Origin of the sequence: Alkaliphilus flagellatus, from assembly GCF_018919215.1 — a bacterium.
Lineage (GTDB): Bacteria > Bacillota > Clostridia > Peptostreptococcales > Natronincolaceae > Alkaliphilus_B > Alkaliphilus_B flagellatus.
This window is the reverse complement of record NZ_JAHLQK010000006.1, coordinates 48,219-70,393: the sequence shown is the minus strand read 5'-3', so window position 1 is coordinate 70,393 and position 22,175 is coordinate 48,219. Positions and strand designations below refer to the sequence as shown.

General features: G+C 31.8%; 25 protein-coding genes. All 25 read right to left on the bottom strand.

Annotation, left to right across the window (positions count from 1 at the left end):
- Positions 1 to 114 precede the first annotated feature (114 nt).
- The gene (gene rpmA, locus KQI88_RS14940; RefSeq protein ID WP_216418666.1) at positions 115 to 417 is read right to left on the bottom strand and encodes a 50S ribosomal protein L27; all 303 of its coding nucleotides are present in this window, start codon (positions 415 to 417) and stop codon (positions 115 to 117) included.
- Positions 418 to 420: 3 nt separating this feature from the next.
- Positions 421 to 753, bottom strand: coding sequence for a ribosomal-processing cysteine protease Prp (locus tag KQI88_RS14935; protein WP_216418664.1), 333 nt, complete (start codon positions 751 to 753; stop codon positions 421 to 423).
- 13 nt (positions 754 to 766) lie between these two features.
- Positions 767 to 1,078 (bottom strand): 50S ribosomal protein L21, encoded by a 312-nt coding sequence (gene rplU, locus KQI88_RS14930; protein WP_212377420.1) that lies wholly within the window; start codon positions 1,076 to 1,078, stop codon positions 767 to 769.
- Positions 1,079 to 1,195: 117 nt separating this feature from the next.
- A complete protein-coding gene (locus tag KQI88_RS14925; protein ID WP_216418662.1) occupies positions 1,196 to 2,698 on the bottom strand; it encodes an Rne/Rng family ribonuclease in 1,503 nt (500 codons plus the stop codon).
- Positions 2,699 to 2,716: 18 nt separating this feature from the next.
- Positions 2,717 to 3,457: a TIGR03936 family radical SAM-associated protein gene (locus tag KQI88_RS14920; protein WP_216418661.1), complete on the bottom strand. Its 741-nt coding sequence runs from the start codon at positions 3,455 to 3,457 to the stop codon at positions 2,717 to 2,719.
- Positions 3,457 to 5,295 carry a TIGR03960 family B12-binding radical SAM protein gene (locus tag KQI88_RS14915; RefSeq protein ID WP_216418658.1) on the bottom strand — a complete coding sequence of 613 codons (1,839 nt, stop codon included), beginning with the start codon at positions 5,293 to 5,295 and terminating at the stop codon, positions 3,457 to 3,459. Before KQI88_RS14915 ends, KQI88_RS14920 begins: the two co-directional genes overlap by 1 nt.
- 82 nt (positions 5,296 to 5,377) lie before the next feature.
- Positions 5,378 to 6,205 (bottom strand): site-2 protease family protein, encoded by an 828-nt coding sequence (locus KQI88_RS14910; protein WP_246579347.1) that lies wholly within the window; start codon positions 6,203 to 6,205, stop codon positions 5,378 to 5,380.
- A gap of 92 nt (positions 6,206 to 6,297) precedes the next feature.
- A complete protein-coding gene (locus KQI88_RS14905; RefSeq protein ID WP_216418655.1) occupies positions 6,298 to 6,993 on the bottom strand; it encodes a murein hydrolase activator EnvC family protein in 696 nt (231 codons plus the stop codon).
- Between the two features lie 271 nt (positions 6,994 to 7,264).
- The gene (gene minE, locus KQI88_RS14900) at positions 7,265 to 7,546 is read right to left on the bottom strand and encodes a cell division topological specificity factor MinE (protein WP_212377407.1); all 282 of its coding nucleotides are present in this window, start codon (positions 7,544 to 7,546) and stop codon (positions 7,265 to 7,267) included.
- A gap of 23 nt (positions 7,547 to 7,569) precedes the next feature.
- Positions 7,570 to 8,367 (bottom strand): septum site-determining protein MinD, encoded by a 798-nt coding sequence (gene minD / locus KQI88_RS14895; protein WP_216418653.1) that lies wholly within the window; start codon positions 8,365 to 8,367, stop codon positions 7,570 to 7,572.
- 51 nt (positions 8,368 to 8,418) lie between these two features.
- On the bottom strand, positions 8,419 to 9,057 hold the full coding sequence (gene minC, locus KQI88_RS14890; protein ID WP_216418651.1) for a septum site-determining protein MinC: 639 nt from the start codon (positions 9,055 to 9,057) through the stop codon (positions 8,419 to 8,421).
- A gap of 149 nt (positions 9,058 to 9,206) precedes the next feature.
- Positions 9,207 to 12,011, bottom strand: a complete 2,805-nt coding sequence (locus KQI88_RS14885) for a penicillin-binding transpeptidase domain-containing protein (RefSeq protein ID WP_216418650.1) — start codon at positions 12,009 to 12,011, stop codon at positions 9,207 to 9,209.
- Between the two features lie 15 nt (positions 12,012 to 12,026).
- Positions 12,027 to 12,524 (bottom strand): rod shape-determining protein MreD, encoded by a 498-nt coding sequence (gene mreD, locus KQI88_RS14880; RefSeq protein WP_216418648.1) that lies wholly within the window; start codon positions 12,522 to 12,524, stop codon positions 12,027 to 12,029.
- A 17-nt stretch (positions 12,525 to 12,541) separates the two neighbouring features.
- On the bottom strand, positions 12,542 to 13,381 hold the full coding sequence (mreC, locus tag KQI88_RS14875) for a rod shape-determining protein MreC (protein ID WP_330656249.1): 840 nt from the start codon (positions 13,379 to 13,381) through the stop codon (positions 12,542 to 12,544).
- 14 nt (positions 13,382 to 13,395) lie between these two features.
- Entirely contained in the window at positions 13,396 to 14,427 is a 1,032-nt protein-coding gene (locus tag KQI88_RS14870; RefSeq protein WP_281417590.1) for a rod shape-determining protein, read from the bottom strand.
- A 29-nt stretch (positions 14,428 to 14,456) separates the two neighbouring features.
- On the bottom strand, positions 14,457 to 15,119 hold the full coding sequence (radC, locus tag KQI88_RS14865) for a RadC family protein (RefSeq protein WP_216419164.1): 663 nt from the start codon (positions 15,117 to 15,119) through the stop codon (positions 14,457 to 14,459).
- A gap of 58 nt (positions 15,120 to 15,177) precedes the next feature.
- Positions 15,178 to 15,756 carry a Maf family protein gene (locus KQI88_RS14860; protein WP_216418646.1) on the bottom strand — a complete coding sequence of 193 codons (579 nt, stop codon included), beginning with the start codon at positions 15,754 to 15,756 and terminating at the stop codon, positions 15,178 to 15,180.
- 8 nt (positions 15,757 to 15,764) lie between these two features.
- Positions 15,765 to 16,013, bottom strand: coding sequence for a DUF4321 domain-containing protein (locus tag KQI88_RS14855; protein WP_216418644.1), 249 nt, complete (start codon positions 16,011 to 16,013; stop codon positions 15,765 to 15,767).
- Positions 16,014 to 16,032: 19 nt separating this feature from the next.
- Positions 16,033 to 16,554, bottom strand: coding sequence for a Gx transporter family protein (locus tag KQI88_RS14850; protein WP_216418642.1), 522 nt, complete (start codon positions 16,552 to 16,554; stop codon positions 16,033 to 16,035).
- A gap of 415 nt (positions 16,555 to 16,969) precedes the next feature.
- Positions 16,970 to 17,794 (bottom strand): RnfABCDGE type electron transport complex subunit B, encoded by an 825-nt coding sequence (locus tag KQI88_RS14845; RefSeq protein ID WP_216418641.1) that lies wholly within the window; start codon positions 17,792 to 17,794, stop codon positions 16,970 to 16,972.
- Positions 17,795 to 17,806: 12 nt separating this feature from the next.
- Positions 17,807 to 18,388 (bottom strand): electron transport complex subunit RsxA, encoded by a 582-nt coding sequence (gene rsxA, locus KQI88_RS14840; protein ID WP_330656247.1) that lies wholly within the window; start codon positions 18,386 to 18,388, stop codon positions 17,807 to 17,809.
- Between the two features lie 16 nt (positions 18,389 to 18,404).
- The gene (rsxE, locus tag KQI88_RS14835) at positions 18,405 to 19,004 is read right to left on the bottom strand and encodes an electron transport complex subunit RsxE (RefSeq protein ID WP_216418639.1); all 600 of its coding nucleotides are present in this window, start codon (positions 19,002 to 19,004) and stop codon (positions 18,405 to 18,407) included.
- A gap of 29 nt (positions 19,005 to 19,033) precedes the next feature.
- Positions 19,034 to 19,576 carry an RnfABCDGE type electron transport complex subunit G gene (locus tag KQI88_RS14830; RefSeq protein ID WP_216418636.1) on the bottom strand — a complete coding sequence of 181 codons (543 nt, stop codon included), beginning with the start codon at positions 19,574 to 19,576 and terminating at the stop codon, positions 19,034 to 19,036.
- A gap of 3 nt (positions 19,577 to 19,579) precedes the next feature.
- Positions 19,580 to 20,521, bottom strand: coding sequence for an RnfABCDGE type electron transport complex subunit D (locus tag KQI88_RS14825; protein ID WP_216418634.1), 942 nt, complete (start codon positions 20,519 to 20,521; stop codon positions 19,580 to 19,582).
- A gap of 19 nt (positions 20,522 to 20,540) precedes the next feature.
- Positions 20,541 to 21,869, bottom strand: a complete 1,329-nt coding sequence (gene rsxC / locus KQI88_RS14820; protein WP_216418632.1) for an electron transport complex subunit RsxC — start codon at positions 21,867 to 21,869, stop codon at positions 20,541 to 20,543.
- Positions 21,870 to 22,175 lie beyond the last annotated feature (306 nt).

The window sequence follows — 22,175 nt, the reverse complement described above, 5'->3', positions numbered from 1 at the left end:
AACTACATTTAGTATAACCAGCTAGCAATTAAACAAAACACATAAATTTTCTTTTTACTGCTGGTATATACTATAATATAAATCAATAAAAAAACCGCCCTTGGCGGTTTTCTACTAGTTAGCAGCTACAGCATTTTCTCTTGGATAAATACTTACCTGTTTTTTATCTTTACCTTTTCTTTCGAACTTAACAACACCATCTACCATTGCAAAAAGAGTATCATCTGATCCTTTGCCTACATTAATACCAGGATGAATTTTTGTTCCTCTTTGTCTTACTAAAATATTACCAGCTGTAACGAACTGTCCATCCGCTCTTTTTACACCTAGTCTTTTTGCAATACTATCACGACCGTTTTTGGAGCTACCTACCCCTTTTTTGCTCGCGAATAACTGAAGGTCTATTCTAAATAGCATGACTTACACCTCCTTGTCATGAATCTCAACATATTGTGGATAGCTTTCTCGGATATTATTTAATCCTAAAAGCATTGTATCAATTAAAAGCTTTGTCTCGTATAGCTCTTTTTCCATTAAATTCATTGGCAACTTACATTTTAGGTAACCATTTTCAATTTCATATTCAATAGCTACATGGGCTATTTCATGAAGTGCTAATACTGTAGTTTGACTTAAGACAGAAACAGCTGCACAAACAATATCCTGACCTGGGTCAGCCGCATAGGCATGTCCTTTTACTATAAATTGCTCAATATTTTTTTTAGCATTACGATAAATAGAGATTGAAATCATAAATTATTACATCCTAAGCATTAATTTTTTCAATCACTAATTTTGTGTAAGGTTGACGATGACCTTGTTTTCTTCTATAGTCCTTCTTTGGCTTATATTTGAAAACGATGATCTTCTTACCTTTTCCTTGTTCAACAACCTTAGCTTCAACTTTAGCACCATTAACTACTGGACTACCAACAGTTAATTTACCGTCTTTTGAAACTGCTAATACACTATCAATAGTAACTACATCGCCTTGATTAGCCTCTAATTTTTCAACAAATAGTGTATCTCCTTCTTGAACTCTGTATTGTTTTCCACCTGTTTCAATAATTGCGTACATAAATTACACCTCCCTGACCCAAACTCGCCGAATACTAGGTACTAACGTTTAAAACCCGATTCGTGCGGCTACTTACAGATATATATATTATCATATTGTTATTGCAGTGTCAACTATTTAGCTGTCAATTTCATCTATTAGCTTCTTTATAGTTTGAATGTTCCCCATGGCCTTTACTACTATATCATTGTAGTGTAAAAATGGATTAGAAAGTACAAATGATTTTAAATTAGTTTTATTTTCTATTTCTTCTACTATTCCATCTTCCTGTTTGAAAACCTGTAAAACCGTTGGATGCACTTCAAATACAACAGCTTGAGAATTAGTGTGTACGCTAATTCTAGTCATTTCCTTTTCAAACTTATGTAATAATGTGTATTCATTTAATAATCTACCTGTTCCATCACAACATGGACATTTTTTTTGTAATAATGATTCTAGTCTTTGCCTAACCTTTTTTCTTGTCATCTCGACTAATCCTAATTCTGTCATTCCTAAAACCTTGCTTTTAGTCCGATCTTTATTTAAAGCTTTTTCTAAGGCATCCAATACCTTTTGATCATCTTCTTCATTTGTCATATCTATAAAGTCAATTATAATAATTCCACCTATATCTCGTAATCTTAATTGTTTAGCAATTTCAATAGCTGCCTCTAGATTAGTATTTAAAACTGTATCCTCTAAATCAATGCTCCCTACATACTTACCCGTATTTACATCTATAACCGTAAGAGCTTCCGTGTTGTCCAGCACAATATAACCACCACTTTTTAGCCATATTGTTCTATTTAATGACTTGTTAATCTGAGACTCTATTTTATAATATCCAAATATGTCAGTAGCTTCGTCGAAATAAGAAATTCTATCCTTCAAATGTGGAGATAGTAGTTCAACTAGTTCCATAGCATTTTTATATTCATCAGGATCATTTATAATAAATTTATCTATATTCTTACTAAAGGTGTCACGGATTGTTTTATTTATTAAATCAAAATCCTTATATATTGCTCTTGGAGCAAAACCTAATTTTTTTTCTTTCTCAATCTTCTGCCATAATTTTAGTAAAAACTTAATATCTTCCTTAAAATCATCTTTGTTTTTTCCTTCAGCCACAGTTCTAACAATTATACCCATATTATCTGGTTTCAATTCTTCAATTTCTTCTTTTAATCGACTTCTTTCGTCTGAACAACTTATTTTTCTAGATACGCCAACATATGTAGTATGTGGCATTAGAACTAGATATCTTCCAGGTAATGTTATGTTCGTAGTTACTCTAGCACCTTTACTAGCAATTGGCTCTTTAATTACCTGTACTATTATTTCTTGACCTTGCTTAACAACATCTTTTATCGATATGTCATTATATTGATCTTCATCCTTATTAAAAAATTCTTGACCTAGAGCATCTTTAACATAAAGAAAACAATTTTTTTCTAATCCAATGTCAACAAAGGCAGCTTGCATTCCTGGAAGGACATTAACCACTCTACCTTTATAAATATTGCCAACTATACGTTTATTATTTCGTCTTTCTATATATAGTTCAACTAGCTCTTCATCTTCCACTAGTGCTAGTCTATTCTCATTAATCCCAACATCAACTATAATTTGGTTCATATAATCAACTCCCTAATTTTACTCCATAATATCCACTTTATCCAAAGGAGTTATGCACTCTCCATTTTCTTCCTTAAATAGGTCTAATCTCTGAACCCTCGTTTTATCTTCTACTATTTCTAGATTAGTAATTTCTTTTAATTTACTAATAACTATCTCTGGCTTAAGATTAGCTTCACTCCCAGCTGCTAAATGCATTTTTAGAATGACTTCATGGTTATCTATACAGAATAGTTCAACCTCTTTAATTAATGGTCTAATATTAATCTCTCTAAACTCTGGCTTTCTATTTTTATGATGAGGTTTTTTCTTTTTTTCCTTTAGTTCGATTATTGATTCATAATCTAAAAATTCCTTTATATATCCTTCAATATTGTCTTTAGATAATATATCTTTTGTTTGTAATTTTACTAAGTAAGTAGAACTTGAAATAATAGACATTAATGATTGTTCCTTATTACTAATTGCTAAACTTTTAATTATTTTTAATCCTTCTGGCAATACGTTGTTTAACTTCTCTGTAAATGAATTAGAATCTAACTTTTCACTTAACTGTATATCAATATATTCCCCTTCACTAACTACTCCTACACCTAAGGCAGTAGCAAATGCCATAATAGGCCTAGGATTAAATCCTTGTGTATAAGCAACAGGTATATTAGCCCTCCTAACTGCCCTCTCAAAAACTCTTACTAGGTCTAGATGCGAAATAAACACCATGTCTCCCTTTTTATAAAATCTAGAACGTATGGTTATCATTAGCATATTCCCCCTGTAAAAATTTGATTAACTCCACAGCCAGCACAACTTGTCCTACAATTAGCTGTCACCTTTTCATTTTTAGCATTTTCGCTTTCTCTTATTAAAAATTGCTTGCTAACTCCTACATCAATATGATCCCATGGCAATACTTCATCATATTCTCTACGTCTATTAGCATAAAAAGATGGATCAATATTTGCCTTATCAAATATAGCCATCCACTTATCAAAATTAAAATGTTCTATCCAGCCATCAAATTTGCAACCTTCTTCTAATGCAATTTCAAGCACCTTTGAAAGTCGTCTATCTCCCTTAGCAAATACGGCTTCTAGTAAGCTTGTTTTAGAATCGTGATAGTTAAATGTAATATTTTTATGCTTAAGCTCTGATACTAACAATTTCTGTTTCGCATATATTGCATCTAATGTAGATTGTGGTTCCCATTGGAAAGGTGTAAATGGTTTTGGTACAAAAGTGGAAGCGCTTACTGTAACATTCAATCCCTTTCCTCTTTGTTCCTTTGGAGTTTTGTAATATGCATCGACTACCTTAAAGGCCAGATCTTTAATTCCTATAATATCCGTATCTGTTTCGGTAGGCAAGCCAATCATAAAATACAATTTTACACTACTCCAACCAGAACTAAATGCATTTTCAGTAGCATTAATTAGGTCTTCTTCTGTTATTCCTTTATTAATAACATCTCGAAGTCTTTGACTTCCAGCTTCTGGTGCAAATGTTAACCCAGTTTTTCTAACCTTTTGAATTTCTTCAATTAATTGAAGAGAAAAATTATCTAATCTTAAAGAGGGTAATGATATACCTATTTTTTTGCTGCCATATTCATCTATTAAATGTCTAACTAAATCTTCCAATTGTGAATAGTCACTGGTACTTAAAGATGCTAGTGAAATTTCATCATACCCTGTGCTTGAAACAAGATTCTTTGTTATCTCCTGTAACCTATCAAAAGATTTTTCTCTTACAGGTCTATATATAATACCTGCTTGGCAAAAACGACAGCCTCTAATACATCCTCTAAAAATTTCCATCATAATTCTATCATGAACAATGTTTAAATAGGGTACAATAATTTCCTCAGGATAAAATACATCATCTAAATTTTTAATTACTCTTTTGCGTATTGTCTTTGGTATTCCATCAAACTTTGGAGTAACTCCATTAATAGTTCCATCCTCATTATAATTTACGTCATAAAGTGAAGGAATATACACTCCTTCAATTAAAGCAGCTTGCTTTAAGAATTCAAGTCTATTATAATTACCATTTTTAAATTTATTATACAGATCTGTAATCTCTAAAATTACTTCTTCTGCTTCTCCTAATACTGCTATATCAATAAAATCTGCTATTGGCTCACAATTGTACACACAAGGTCCACCTACAATTATAATAGGATCTTCGTCTTTTCTATCTCCACTATAAATAGGGATGCCTGCTAGTTTTAACATACTCAATATGTTAGTATAGCTTAGTTCATATTGCAGAGTAAATCCTACGAAATCAAAATTTCTAATAGGTTGCCTGCTCTCTAAGGCAAATAGAGGAATATTATTCTTATTCATTTCTTCCTCCATATCTATGGCTGGTGTAAAAACCCTTTCGCAGAAAATGCTTTCTTGTTTATTTAGTAAATTATATAAAATCTGCATTCCCAGGTGACTCATTCCTACCTCATAAACATCTGGAAAACAAAATGCAAATCTAATCATATTTTCATCAACTATTTTATGTACACTATTTAACTCATTCCCTAAATACCTAGCTGGTCTTTCTACATTATATAATAAATTATCGATTTGTAACTTATCCATTATTTTTCTCCCTTCAAAGTCCATCCTTGGTTTTTAAAACTCTTTTAGTTATATGATAACATAAACAATTGGAAAATATTTATTAACTTAGTCTTTGTTTATAAATATCTATTAGATATCCTAAAGTGATATTGTTATCGTGATTAATAATAGCATCTATAATCTCACTTTCTGATAAGCTTCCTATAACTTTACCTTTTGTATTTATAACTGTTATAATATGATATTTTTCAAGTGTAAATTCATCAAATATTTTTTTTATGTCGATAAATTCCATAGCTATTACATATTTTGCATCCATAATTCCTTCACTAAATAGGGATTTTTTTTTCAAAACAAGATTTTTAACAAAGATAAAATTAATCCTATTTTTCTCTTTTCGGTTAGATACAAATATATAAATAGATAGCATATTTAAAAAAATATATTCTATATTATAAACCAATGTTAAATATATTCCAATCCCAAATAATAATATACATACAATATAGCCTAACCTTACTACAATATACGTAGCCTTCTTAATTCCCACATAGTATCCTATAATTCCTCTTATAATCCTTCCACCATCTAATGGTAGTGTAGGAATAAGATTAAATATACCTATAGTTAAGTTAGCTACTAAGCAAAATTGTATTATATTATTCATTTCAATATTAAATATATTCACTACAAAAATCAAAATAATACTAAGTATAAAATTAGATAGAGGTCCTGCTAGTGCAATAACAATTTCACGTTTGGAATCAGTCTCAATATCACCTCGAAATTTAGCCACTCCACCGAAAGCAAACAACTTCACCTCGGATACTTCTATATCATAGTAAATACATAAACAGCAGTGAGCTAATTCGTGTATTAAAACAATTATAATTAATATTAGCAGTTCAATAAAATAATTAAAAAACATACTGAAAATCAGTATGAAAAAAATCAAATAACTAATTTTTATTTCTATATTAAATATTTTAAATAAATTCATTTTATTTTTAGCTCCATATATTATAATTGTTTCATACTTAAATCTATATATTTAATAGGATCAACAGCCTCATTTCGATACCATACTTCTAACAAAAGCTTTTCAGATGAAGTCCCTATTACTTGACCCTTTTCTACCCTTTGATTCAACTCTACATGATTAGTATCAAGATATTTATATACAGATAGTAATTCTCCTTTATGCTTTATAATAATATAGTTGCCAATAAATTTATTTGATCCAATATCAATAATAACACCATCATCAACAGAATAAATATTTTTTCCTGTATCACTAGAAAAAATTAAACCCTTTGATACATTTGATGTCTCACCAATATTTTCATTAAAATAAGAAATTATGTTTCCATCTACTGGTAATATAAATTTGTTTTCTACTTTACCTTCTAGCTTCATTGCTTCTAATGCTTTACCCCCAAATAACTTAACATGTGCATATAATTTCTTTGCTCCTGCTATATAAGTATTTAGACTTGCATTATGTTCTAATTTTTCCTCTACAAAATTTAATGCATTCTTTGGTGCTTGAAAATTTAACATTTGAATAATTAATACTAACATAATCAATATAATCGAAATAATAGTTCTAGTAAATGTTTTCCTAAGCCAATTATGATAGCTTGTAGAGTTGATACATAGTTTTCTTTTTGCAAATAAATTGTTAGAAGAATTTGCTCTGTTTTTTCCTGTAACCATATACTATACTCACTCCTTTGCTTTTGCTTTAGTATAATATATTGATTACACAGTAATTTTATTACTTAAGTAAATTCTATATTAAAGTTGTATTAAATTGGACAAGTTTTTCTTTTGAAAAACTTATAGATTAACTTTGTTGAAATACATAACTAAAATTATGGCTTATGAACAATTTTAATAGATGCATAATTTTCCTATGTATTATAAAAAGACTATCTAAAAATTAAATAGTCTTTTTTAATATGTTGTATATTAGTTTTTATAAAACTTAACGGCTACGATCTTTCATCTTCTTAATGGGGATATTTGCCACTAATGCTGGAACACTTGAATCATCATAGTCTCTTTTAGTTTTAGTTAACTTAATATCCAGTCCATCCTCATCAATTTCCATATAATCAGAAATAACTTTAATTATGTCTCCCTTAACCATATCTAAAAAGTGAGGAGAGCAGTTTGTTCTATCATGAACTAAAACTAATTTCAATCTTTCTTTGGCTACATTTTTACTTGTTTCAGAGTCTCGACTAAAAAATTTCCATAAATCCATGTTTTTTCTCCTCTCCCAAATATTTATTTAGCTAAACCAAATATTTTCTTTAGCTTGCTCATAAATCCCTCTTCACTTTCCATATTTATAAAAGAAACATTTTCCCCTGTAATTCTTCTAGTTATATTTCTATATGCCTGTCCAGCTAATGAATTTGAATCTGTAACTACAGGTTCACCTTTATTAGTAGAAATGACAATCGTCTCATCATCAGGTATTACCCCAAGTAAATCAATAGCTAGAATATCAATCATATCATCAATATTCATCATATCTCCCCTCTTAACCATATCAATTCTAATACGGTTAATGATTAGTAGAGGATCCCTTATTTCAGATGCTTCAAGTAACCCAATAATTCTATCTGCATCCCTTACTGCTGATATTTCTGGAGTTGTTACAACAATAGCACGATCTGCACCTGCAATCGCATTTTTAAAACCTTGTTCTATTCCTGCTGGACAATCAATTAAAACATAATCAAAGTTCTCTTTTAGTTCTAATGTGAGCTTTTGCATTTGTTCTGTACTAATAGAGTTTTTATCCTTAGTTTGTGCTGCTGGTAGTAAATGTAGTCCTTCATATCTCTTATCCTTTATTAGGCCTTGTTTTAATCTACAAACACCGTCAACTATATCGACAATGTCATAAACTATTCGATTTTCTAAGCCCATTACTACATCTAGGTTTCTTAATCCAATATCAGCATCCACCACTACAACTTTATATCCTAACTGTGCCAATCCAGTACCTAAATTAGCTGTAGTAGTTGTTTTTCCTACCCCTCCTTTTCCAGAGGTTATTACAATGACTTCACCCATAATCTTTCCCCCTATCTTATGTATATTTTAATAGTCTTTATTAATTTAATATTATTTTTTGTTTAAATAAGGTTCAATATATACCATATTTCCTTTTACTCTGGCTAATTCCGGAATTTTTGGTTTTTCATAATCACCATCTGGCGCCCTAGTTATAACATCTGAAATTCGGAGTTGTGTAGGATCTAAATGAAAAGCAGCTACACAGGCATCCATGTTGCCATTTGCTCCAGCATGGGCCACTCCACGCAAACTACCCATAACAATAATATTTCCGTATGCAGTTATTTGAGCACCTGGATTAACATCTCCTAATACAACCACATTTCCTTTATAGCTTATATTTTGTCCTGATCTTAAAGTACCTTGAATAAACTTTGTTTTTCCTTCAATGACTCCTGCAAAAATTTCTTCAGTAGACTCAGTTTTATTTAAAGCCTCTCTTTCTTCTGGCTTTAAAACATGTATTTTATATCTTGTCGCCATCAATATTTGTAATTCTTCCTTCTCTTCAGTCGTCAAAGTATCACAATATATATCGAAAATTTTAGCACCCTTAAAAAATGATTGTGTTTTTTCTATTTTGCTAATTAGCTGCTCTTTTATAACTTCAAAATCATATTGTGGCTTAATACAAATTAAAATCCCTTTTTTGGTTCCTTTAAACTCTATTACATTTTCTTGAATCATTGGTATTACCTCCACCAACATATTGCCTATACTACTAAATTCTCCACAAATTAGATAAATCCTTCTTTGATATACAAAAAACTTAATAAGCCTAAATACCTATAAAAAAAGCAGCTAAGCTGCTTTCGCTAAAGAATCCCAAGTTGCGTTTATTTAAGCAACCTGTTTTCAATATTAAGATTCTCATTATCATCAGTTGCATTTAAACCCATATATTCTGCTACAATCTCTCTAAAAATAGGAGCACCGTATCCTCCTGAACCACCTTGTGGAATAAGAATTGAAATTGCAATTTGAGGATTATCATAAGGAGCAAATCCAGTAAACCAAGTGTAGTTATCATAATTAGGTTTAAATTGATCAATATCTTTATCTCTAATTTTAGGATTTAGTTGCTTAATAGCCTCTCTCATAACAAAAGCATCGTCCATATATTTGGCACTATCTTTATTTTTGCTCTTTAGTTCAAGCATTCTTGCCTCTACCTGCTGCAAAGAAACACCAAATTTTGATAGATGAGTTTTTAAATATTCAACTTCATCCACTGGTGGAATCTTACCAGATTTTTGAGCAGTACCTGTTTTAGCAGCAACATCAACTGGAAAATTATTAAAATGGGATCTGACTGAGCCTGTTGCTGTAACTTCATGCATTCCACGTCTTATTTCATTTAAGTTGTTGTAATCATTTAATTTAATTCTTTCTATTAGCTCAGTAGGATACTCTTCAATATTTCCATTCTCAATTGATTTAATTTTATCAACAACACTTACTTTGTATTTATACCCATCATTAGCCAGCATGGCCATAAAATTTGCCATTTGAATAGGTGTGTATGAATGTTCTCCTTGCCCAATGGAAAAGTTCATAGTATCAGCTACACTCCATTTTGCTTGGTTAAAATAATTATACTTTGCAACATCTGTGTATATACTAGCTTTTTCTTTTTTTACTCCTAACTCAATCATCCTTTTCTCAACAGTTCCTCTGGATGGATTTTCATCTGCCCAACTTACAATTTCTTGTATAATTGTTTCTAGATTATCAGCATTCGGTGTAACTTTATTTGGGTCTAAATCTTCTAATTTCATTTGTCTATTTAAATAGTTATTAAGCATAGCCTTAACTGTTGTTAATTTTCTTTCAATACTAGGAACTCCACCAGATTTTTCCCTTGGTATATCAATTTCTATACCTGTACGATCATTTAGTCCAAATCTTTTAGTATAGTCAATTAATATTTCTGGACTCATTTTAATTGGAAGAGGTTTTCCAGCACCATAATCATATCCATTAGCTAAAGAGTAAAAATAATAGTTATTAGAATCTCTAATAGCCTCTGCTAAATTTTGATAGCCCATGGTTCTTCTATTTTGGTTCCATAGCCAGTTACCGAATGAGTGTCCTCCAACCTTAATATATCCTTTGTCTAAAATTTTATAATTAGGACTAAGTCCTTGCTCCAAGCCTGCTAAGCCAACAAGCATTTTAAAAGTAGAACCAGGCTGTACTGCTGTACTTAAAGCCATATTTAATAAAGGCCTAGGGGCTAAAAGATCTCTTTCATTTTCTGGCATTAAGCTTTGCCAATCTGCTGTACTTATGCCTGTAGCAAAAAGATTGGGATCATAAGATGGATAACTTGCTAGGGCTAGAACATCACCAGTTTTAACATCTGTTACTACAACAGCACCCGACTTAGCATTTGCTCTAATTCCACTTGTACCTAAAAAGTTGCTTTTCCCCCACTTAGTTTCATAAGTTCCTCCAGTTTGAATTGCTTTTAGAACTTCTTCTAGAACTTCTTCTGTTCTTTTTTGCAAGTTAATATCCATTGATAAGTATAAGGTGTCTCCAGGAATTGGGTCCTTTCTTTCTAAAACTTCAACAAGTCTTCCTCTAGAATCTACAATTACTTTTTGGTAACCATCTTGTCCTTTTAATACTTCTTCAAATTTATGCTCAAGGCCTGTTTTCCCTATAATATCTCCCGGTAAATACTTTAATTCTTTAATATATTTGTCTATTTCATGTTGTTGAGCAATCTTCCCTAAAGACCCTATTAAATGAGCGGCCAATTCTCCTTCAGGATAATATCTAATTGACTCAATTACTACACTTATCCCTGGTAAATCTAAAATATTCTCTTCAATTTGTGCCACAGAACGTGGTGAAATATCTTGAGCTATCTTTACAGGGTTATACTGCAAGTACCCACTACTTCTTATTTGTTGGCGAATAACCATAATTTTTCTTGCATCTTCAAAAGAATAATCATCAGGTATTTCATAATTTTTCTTAATCTTATTAAATGCATCTATAGCACTTATATCTAAATCTTTAAATCCATAACTTTTAAGCCAATCTTCTTTTTTTAATTCATCTGTATACCTCCATCTAGTTGCCTCTTTTATAGATATAGGTACAGTTAAATCTGGAATTTCTAGGAGTTTTAGTTGTGCTTCATAAGGATCCTCTACCTCAATACCATATCTTTCCTTTAAAATTTTGAAAGCTTCTTCTCCGTCTTTAACTCCTACCAACCCATAAGTTTCCTTCCAACTAGCTAAATCTATATCATAAGTAAAGGTATACTCCCCAGTTTCTGTTATTACAATTGGAAATTCATCTGTATATTTATCATCATTTTTCTCTAATATATTTACTAAATCCAATGACACCTGATTTATTTTATTACTATCTACTTCATTTCTCATAATTTGCACAGTAAAACTAGGCCTATTCCCAGCCAATAATCTACCATATTTATCCCTAATTTCGCCCCTAGGAGCACTTAAAGGAATGTTTTTAAAAATTCTATTTTCTGCCTCTTCACGATAATCTTGTCCTTTTACTATCATTAAAGTTGCTAATCTTAAAATTATAATAGCAACAATAATAGTGAAAATCAAAATAATTACATTATAACGATCTTTAAATTTTTTTAAAAACATTTCCATCACCTTTAATTAATATCTTTTTTTCATTAAACTCGACTTAAATAATTTAGATACATAAAAATAAATAATCAGGGAGAGAATAGAGTTATATATTACTTCTACTATTAACATTTTTTTTATTACATTAAATAACTCAATTCGATATCCTAACAAAAATATTAAGAGAAGATTTATTGTTTCATAAAAAATTGTTGCTAAAGCTGTTAGCGTGAAAGGAATAATTAGATTGTCCTTGAAGATTTTTTGATCCATAAGTCCAACTAAATATCCTGTAATCATAAATACAAGAGCATTTAAGCCGATCGTACGACCGAAAACAATATCATGCAAAATGCCTACAAAGAATCCAATCATAGCTCCTTTATTTTTACCACTGTATATAGCAAAGGATATTACGAGTATTAAAGCTGTATTAGGCAATACTCCGTATATTTTGAACCACTGAAAGACGGTAGATTGCAATATTAAATTTAATATAACAATTAAGCTAATTATAATCGGCCTCACTATTAGTTTCCCCTTTATTAATAATCAATTTGTCTTGGTCCCATTACCAATACCTTAGTTATTCTCTTGAAGTTTACTGATGGTTCTACCTTAATTGTTTTTAATAGATGATCGCCAGATTTGTCTATTTCGACAATTTCTCCTATTGTAATTCCTTTTGGATAAATTCCAAGTCCTGAAGTAACTATTTTATCACCTACAATTACATCTGCTAGAGGGTCAAATAAATATCCCGTAACTTCATTAGTAATACTTCCAGTAACTATGCCTTGCAAACTACTATCTCTCATTATTTGAAAGCTAACAGAACTATTATTATCTATAATTGAAATAACCTTTGACCAAGTACCTCCAACCTCATATACTCTACCAACAAGTCCATTAGAATCTAATACTATACTATCTTTTTTTATTCCTTGATTTTCTCCAACGTCAATTGTAAATATATTGAACCAATTACCTGGACTCTTTCCTACTATACTTGCAGTAATAGTATTGTATTTTTCAGTATCTTCAATATAGTTCAATGCATATTTTAAACCTTTTAACTCTTCAAGCTCACTTTTTGCCATTGATAAATTTAAAACCTCTTTTTCTAGTGCTTCTACTTCTTTTTTTAGTTCCTCATTTTCTGTTTTAAGCTTAGTTAGCCTAGCTATTGAGCTAATATTCTCTCCCAAACTACTAACTCCAGTATTAATAACACTTTGAACAGGGGTAATTAAATTTCCAATCCACTTCTCTACCACAGTAATATTTTCTCTTTGTTTAGCGGTAATCCCCGATATTATAATGAGAATGATAGCGACAATTGCCACTATCATTGCTGAACCGTTTTTTGACCTTTTTTTAGCCACTCATATCACCCAGCTTATCCTAATTTCTTCGGTGCTATTAAAACTCTCTTTAGAGTATCGATTTCTTCTATTGTTTTACCAGTACCCATTACTACACAATCTAAAGGTTCTTCAGCAATCTGAACAGGCATTCCAGTCTCTTTTCGTACTAATTTATCTAATCCATCTAGCAATGCTCCCCCACCCGTAAGCATAATACCCATTTCCATAATATCAGCAGCAAGTTCCGGTGGTGTCTTCTCTAATGTATATTTAATTGCTTCAATAATTTGTCCTACGGGCTCTCTTAAAGCATCCATTATTTCACTTGATGTTATCTCTAAGGTTTTAGGCAGCCCAGAAACTAAATCTCTACCTCTAACTAACATCTTTTCTTCCTTAGATTTAGGAAATGCGGATCCAACGGTTACCTTTACTTCTTCAGCAGTTCTCTCACCAATCATTAAACTATATTCTCTTTTTATATATTGAACAATTGATTCATCTAATTCATCTCCACCAACCCTAATAGATTTAGCTGTTACAATACCTCCTAGTGAAATAATTGCAACCTCTGTTGTACCTCCGCCAATATCTACAACCATGCTTCCAGCAGGTTCTTCAACAGGTAAGCCAGCACCTATAGCCGCTGCCATAGGCTCCTCTATTAAATAAGCCTCTCTTGCGCCTGCTTGCAATGCAGCCTCTTCTACAGCTCTCTTTTCTACTTCAGTAACTCCTGAAGGAACACATACAACTACTCTTGGCTGTATTATTGTTTTTTTAGAATAAGCCTTTTTAATAAAATATTTTAACATGCTTTGTGTTACATCAAAATCTGCAATTACCCCATCTTTCATAGGTCTAATAGCCACTATATTTCCTGGAGTTCTACCAATCATTTTTTTTGCATCTTCACCTACAGATAAAACTGTTTTAGTATCATTTTGAATTGCTACTACTGAAGGTTCATTAAGTACAATTCCCTTTCCTCTTACATAAACTAATGTATTTGCTGTTCCTAAGTCAATTCCCATGTCACGTGAGAAAAATTTAAACATCCCCATCAATAATGCTCCTTCCTTTTACATAACGATTATATCAATTCTTGCTCCCTCATACTAAAGTAAATTCCATCTCCAATAATTATATGATCTAATACATTTATCCCGATAATAGTGCCTGCTTCAATAAGTCTTTTTGTTATATTAATATCTTCACCACTAGGTTTGGGATCTCCACTTGGATGATTATGTGCCAATATAATGGCAGAACTACTCCTCTTAATTGCTCTATTAAAAACCTCTCTAGGATGAACAATAGAAGAATTTAAACTACCTATAGAGATATTCTCTATAGCAATTACATCATGCTTAGTATTCAATAATAAAATATTAAATATTTCCTTATTTAAATATCTCATCTCTTCCATTAATAAATTACTTACATCATCAGGGCTCTTTATTTTGTAATTATTTACCTTTGTTGTTAAAGCTATACGCTTTCCGAGTTCCACGGCGGCTATAATTTGAGATGCCTTTGCCAATCCGACACCTTTTATCTGTCTTAACTCCTCAATAGTACAATCTCTAAGAGACCTCAGTCCTTCGTTAGACATATTTAGTATTCCACTTGCCAAATCAATTGCAGTCTTATCCTTTGTACCTGTAGACAAAATAATTGCTAATAATTCTGCATTTGATAAACTTTGACAACCATAGGTTAACATCTTCTCCCTTGGTCGTTCACTTTCAGGCATCTTTTTAATAGTAGTATACTCACAATAATTATTCACTACCAATCACCCCTAAAAAATTTTAAAGGAGGCTGATGTCAAAATGATTATGCAATACTACGCCTAACTTAAATATTGGCAAACCAACCACATTAAAATAATCCCCTTCTATCTTGGATACAAATAAAGAGGCTTTCCCTTGAATTCCATAAGCTCCTGCTTTATCCATAGGTTCACCAGTAGAAATGTATTTTTGTATTTGATTATCCGTAAGATGATTGAAATATACATTTGTACACTCATAATCAATGAACTCTTTCTGGGTTAAACAGTCGATAACTGCAAATCCAGTAATAACCCTATGAACTTGACCAGAAAGAAGCTTAAGCATACTATATGCTTCTTCTATATTTCTAGGTTTTCCTAGTATCTTATTATATTCTACTATAGTATCAGCCCCAATAACAACATAATCTCCATTTATTTTATTCGAAATATCCTTTGCTTTTAGGTATGCTAATTGTTTGGCAATTTCTGGGGGAGAAAGATTTTCATTCACCTTTTCCTCAATATTGCTTCCTACTACTTTGAACTCAACTCCCAGTCCTTCAAGAATTTCTTTTCTTCTTGGCGAAGTAGAGGCTAAAACTATTTGTTTCATAATTTCACCTACAGTCTATTAAATATAATTACTGCTAATAAAAGTCCAATTAAACTAGCAATATTAATTTTAATCAATAAAGTTATTTGAAAGTAAATAATACCTAAATTAATTTCAATATTTTTTAAGCCTAATGGTTCTGGGCCATAGTTTAAAAAAGGAAGTGTTTTTTGAAAAAAGCTACCGATTAAACTTCCTAAAATTACTCCAGTAATAACAAACAATATTAATAACCAAGAATTTCTAAGTTTCCCCATAATTATCCCCCATTTACACTTAAGGTCTTACTATATAATCAATGCTCGCTTTAGTTTTGCTTAAAGTATAATTTGCGGTAATTCCAATAAATATTCCTGTGAAAATACTAGTTAACATTAATATTGGTAAATAAGCAAATATTTTAGGATTTTTAATAATCATACTGGCTACTGTCAACTGGGCCATATTATGTCCTAATGCTCCAAAAATACTTACACCTATTAAACTAAAATATTTCCTAAAAAACTTATACATAGCCCACATTAGGATTGTACTAACAAGAGCACCTGCCATACTATACATCATGGAAATTACAGCTCCTGAGGCTAATCCACCTATAAAACTCCTCAGTATATTAACGGCTAATGCATATTTAATTCCATATATCGCTAGAGTAATAAGTCCAACAATATTAGCTAGTCCTAATTTTGCGCCTGGTGCAAAGGCTGTAAAAGGATTAGGGATCATGGACTCAATAATATGAAGTGCTAATCCAACAGAGGTCAACATGGCTAAGTGTACCATTTTTCTTGTATTCATATAGTCATCACACTTTCTAAATAATAGATTAAATTTAATTTTTTAAATGAAAAAATCTTACGATATTAATATTTTAACAACAATATCAATTTAAGCAAGCATTTAGTTAAGATATAGTTTTAAAATCTAATATATAAACAGAAAGTAAACACATTAAAAGTTTACCATTAACAGTTTTAATATACAAGTAGTAAATAATTGTATTTCTAAAGCTTATTAATTAAAGTCTATCTGATACTATTACATCTACTCATGGAACACTAGAAAATTTGTTCTAAACTTTCTAGTGTTTAAGATACCACTAGCTTTCTACTTCTTTAAAAAACACCAGTAATAAAAACCTTATACTTTATTAGATAATTAGAAAATAATAGAAGAGCCGCTAGCGGCTCTTCTATTATTAATAAATATATTATTATAAATTAAATTTTTGCTTTCTTTCTAAATCTCCTTCAATTGCCTTTGTAGGACACTTTTCAACACATACAAAGCAATTAGTACACTTATCGTAGTTAATAGATGCTAAATTATCTTTAAATTCAATTGCTTGTGTTGGACAGTTTTTAACGCAAATTTGGCATCCAATACATCCAACACTGCATTTTTGTCTAACTACTTTTCCTGGTTCTTTGTTATTACATGTAATAACAACACTTTGCTCATAAGGAGCCCATGCGATTACGCTCTTTGGACATACCTCTAGACATTTACCACAAGCAGTACACTTTTCTGGATTAATCTTTGCAATTCTTCCATCAACTATTTCGATTGCATCGAAAGCACAAGCTTTTACACATGTACCAAAACCTAAGCATCCATATTGACAGGATTTAGGTCCACCTTGAACCATTGATGCAGCAACACAATCTTGAATACCATCGTATTCAAATTTTTCACCGCATTTTGTAGTATCTCCGTTACATATAACCTTAGCCACTTTTCTATTCCCAGCGTCTGCTTTTACGCCCATAATTTCTGCAACTTTTGCTGCACAGTCTGCACCACCAACAGGACAAGCATTCACGGGTGCTTCTCCTGCTGCAATAGCTTTTGCAAGACCGTCACATCCAGGGAAACCACATCCTCCACAGTTAGCTCCTGGAAGTACATCTCTAATAGCAACAGTTCTTTCATCTACAGGTATAGCAAGTTTTTGAGAAGCGTACGCTAAACCTGCTCCAAATAGCAAGCCCATTCCTCCAAGGCTCACTACGGGATATATAATTGTTTGAAGACTCATATTATCACTCCTTTACACTAATCCAGCAAAGCCCATGAATGCCATTGACATTAAACTTGCAGTGAATAATGCAATTGGAAATCCTTTAAAGACTTCAGGAATATCAGATAATTCTAGACGTTCTCTAATACCAGCAAATAATACAATTGCTAAAGTAAAACCAATTGCTGATGCTACTGAATTAACGATAGTTTCTATTAGATTATATTTTTGTTGAATATTTAAAATTGCTACCCCTAGTACTGCACAGTTAGTAGTAATAAGTGGTAAATATATACCTAATGCTTGATACAAAGTAGGACTGGTTTTTTGTATAACCATTTCTACAAATTGAACTAGTGCAGCTATTACAAGAATAAAAGTAACAGTTTGCATATATGCTAATCCTAGTCGATTTAAAATAAATATTTGTACTAAATAAGTGATTGTCCCTGCTAAGGTCATAACGAAAGTAACCGCCATTCCCATACCAAAAGCAGTTTCTACTTGTTTAGAAACACCTAAAAATGGACATATTCCTAAAATACGAGATAATACATAGTTATTTACTAATATTCCACTTACTATTATAACAAATAATGATCCCAATGTCACGAATTCCACCTCCTAATTACGCATTATGTTTTTTCGCTGCAAGACTTCCAAATAGTGCAAGAAGTAATCCTAAAACCAAGAAAGCACCTGGTGCTTGAGTCATAATTGACATTGGCTCATAGCTACTCCACATTATTTGTTTACCAAAAATTGATCCTGCACCTAATAATTCTCTAATAATTCCAAGAACTGTTAATGCTAATGTAAATCCAAGTCCATTTGATAAACCATCAACCGCTGAGAAAATAACTGAGTTTTTGAATGCGAAAGCCTCTGCTCTAGCTAAAATAATACAGTTAACAACTATTAATGGTAAAAATATACCTAAAGATTCATATAAAGGAGTTACATATGCTTGTAAAAGCATCTCTATTATAGTCACGAATGTAGCGATTACAACGACAAATGCAGGTATCCTAATTTGATCAGGTATAATTTTTCTTAGTATAGAAATTACTACGTTAGAACCAATTAATACGGCGGTAGTCGCAAGACCCATTCCGAAACCATTTGTAGCAGAAGTTGTTGTTGCAAGCGTAGGACACATTCCTATTACCTGTACGAAAGTTGGGTTATTAAAAATCATTCCATCAGTAAATACTCTTTTAATATTCATAAACTCACCTCCAAAACTATCAGCTTATATTATTTTAATACATCGTTGTATGCTTTTATTGCCGCATTTACTCCAGCAGTAGCAGCTCTTGAAGAAATAGTAGCACCTGATAATGCATCAATATCAGTGTTTAATTGAAGCTCACTTGCAGCTGACTTTCCTACAAATTGGCTACCAAAATCTGCTTCAGTAATTCTAGCTCCTAAACCAGGAGTTTCACTTTGTGAGGATACCTTCATTCCAGCAATGGTGTCATCACTATTAATACCAGTTAACATTACAACATCTCCACCATATCCTGAAGTTGTTGTTTTAACTACATAACCGATAATACTTCCACCTTTTAATGCTTCATAGGCTTCTTCAACACCATCTACATCACTAATGGCAGGATTCTCCACTACTTTAAACTCATCGGCATCTGTCAATAATTCCTTCATGTATACTAGATTGGCTTCCATAGCTTTTTCTTGAATAACAACTTTAGTAACATCATTTACAACACTAAGTAATCCAGCTGATACAGCAGTTATAACTAATAATATTAATCCTAATCTAACCATTTGTTTCATAGATTACTTCACCTCCCCAAATACTCTAGGAGCGGTATACTTCTCAATTAAAGGAGCTGCAATATTCATAAGAAGAATAGAGAAGCCTACACCTTCTGGATAACCACCGTAAAGTCTAAATACAGAAGTTAAAATACCACATCCAAGTGCAAAGAAAATTCTTCCCTTAGGTGTTACAGGAGCAGATGCATAGTCGGTAGCCATATATATTGCTCCTAGCATTAAACCTCCAGCTAATAAGTGATACAGCATGAAAGTTGGATTAAATCCACCGTATACTAAAGTAATTGCTGCAACTGTACCAATATAAATTGCAGGAATGTGCCATGAAATAACGCCTCTATATATTAAGTATATTCCACCTAATATTAAAAGAATTGCAGAAGTCTCTCCTAAAGAACCTCCTATGTTACCTAATAACATATCAAATAACTTTGGAGCATTGCCTGGTACTTCAGAAACACCCTTTACAAAGCTTAAAGGTGTAGCTCCTGAGACAGCATCAGCACCTGGCTTTACCCAAGCTGTCATACGACCTGTGTATGAAATCATAAGCATAATTCTGGCAGCTAAAGCAGGGTTCATAAAGTTATGACCTACACCACCAAAAAACTGTTTTACAACTAAGATTGCAATAATAGAACCTAAAACAGGAATCCACCATGGTGCTGAAGCTGGTATATTAAAAGCTAATAATAATCCTGTTACTACTGCACTTAAATCATTGATTGTTATAGGTTTTTTAGTTATTTTTTGAAATATAGCTTCTGAAATAACAGCTGTTAATACCGATAGTAATATAACTTTTGCTGCATTCATTCTAAAATAGTATAATGCCCCTAATGCTGCAGGTAATAATGCGATTATTACATCTAGCATTACTTTCTGTATCGTGTTTTCAACCCTAATATGGGGTGAAGAAGATACAAATAATTTTCCTTCCATCAATCTTCCCTCCCATCAACTAATTACTTTGCTTTCTTTTTTTTGCGACTATTTCTCTTTTTGCTACTCTAATAGATTGTAATAAAGGTCTCTTCGATGGACATATAAATGAGCAAGAACCACATTCGATACAATCTAAAGCTCTATATTTTTCTGCATGCTCCATCATGTTATTTAAAGAGTATGCACTGATTTGTACTGGTTGAAGGTTTGCAGGACAAATTTCAACACACTTACCACAACGTATACACTGTTGAGGATCTGGAATTTTTGCCTCTTCTTCATCGAATACTAATACTCCAGAAGAACCTTTTGCAATTACAACATCGTCTGAATGCTGAGCAAACCCCATCATAGGCCCACCCATAATAATTTTTCCTGGAGTTTTAGCATAACCTCCACATTGCTCAATTACTTCTTTAATAGGTACTCCTATTTTCATTAATAGATTTTTAGGATTTGCAATAGCACTTCCTGTAACTGTAGTAATTCTATCAATTAATGGCATACCAGTCTTTAATGTTTTAGCAACTTGAGCTGCTGTTCCAACGTTATTAACAATTGCACCTGCATCTGCTGGTAATCCTCCAGAAGGTACTTCTCTACCTGTACAAGCATAAATTAATTGTTTTTCTGCACCTTGAGGATATTTTGTGTGTAGTGCTACAACTTTAATATTTGGATATTTTTCTGCTGCTTTTTTCATAGATCCAATAGCATCTGGTTTATTATCCTCAATACCAATAAATCCATTTTCAACTTTTACAGCCTTCATCATAGCTAATAATCCATATATAACGTCATCTGGATTTTCAAGCATTAAACGATGATCTGCTGTTAAGAACGGTTCACACTCAGCTCCATTTAAAATAAAGTTTTCAACTTTCTTATCTGGAGGCACTGATAATTTTACATGGGTTGGGAAAGTAGCTCCACCCATTCCAACTATTCCTGCATCTTTAATTGCAGCAATAATTTCTTCTGGCTTTAATGATTCGATACTTCCTATTGGCTTAATAGAAGGATGTACCTCATTTAAACCATCAGATTCAATTACTACTGCTTGAACTTCTCCACCGATAACATTAGGTATCATAGTAATTGCCTTAACAGTACCAGATACACTTGAGTGTACTGGAGACGAAACAAAACCTTGAGGCTCTCCTATTCTCTCACCTACAGTAACACGGTCTCCCACCTTTACTAACGGTTGACAAGGTGCTCCGATGTGTTGTTGTAGTGGAATGTATACAACACTTGGTTCAACAGCTTTTTCTATTTTAAGATTAGCTGTTGCTTCTTTATAACCGGGAGGATGAATACCACCCCTAAAGGTTAAAAACTTCATTACATATTTCACCCCTTAAATATTATTTGACTATAGCTTAAATAATTTCCATTTTAAGTTACAATTCGACATGTTTTTCCATGTTAATTAATTAACCATAAATAACCACAAAATTAATTAATATAACATATCTTCATTATGTCATCAAAATGGAATATTGTATACCGTAATTCTTATATAAAATCCAGTATAAATATCCCTAGTTGTACTTAATTTCAATTATTTATAGTCTATAATCACTTATTCGTTATTATGGAATAATTATTCTACATTACTATATTAGTATAAAATTTAAGATTTAACAAG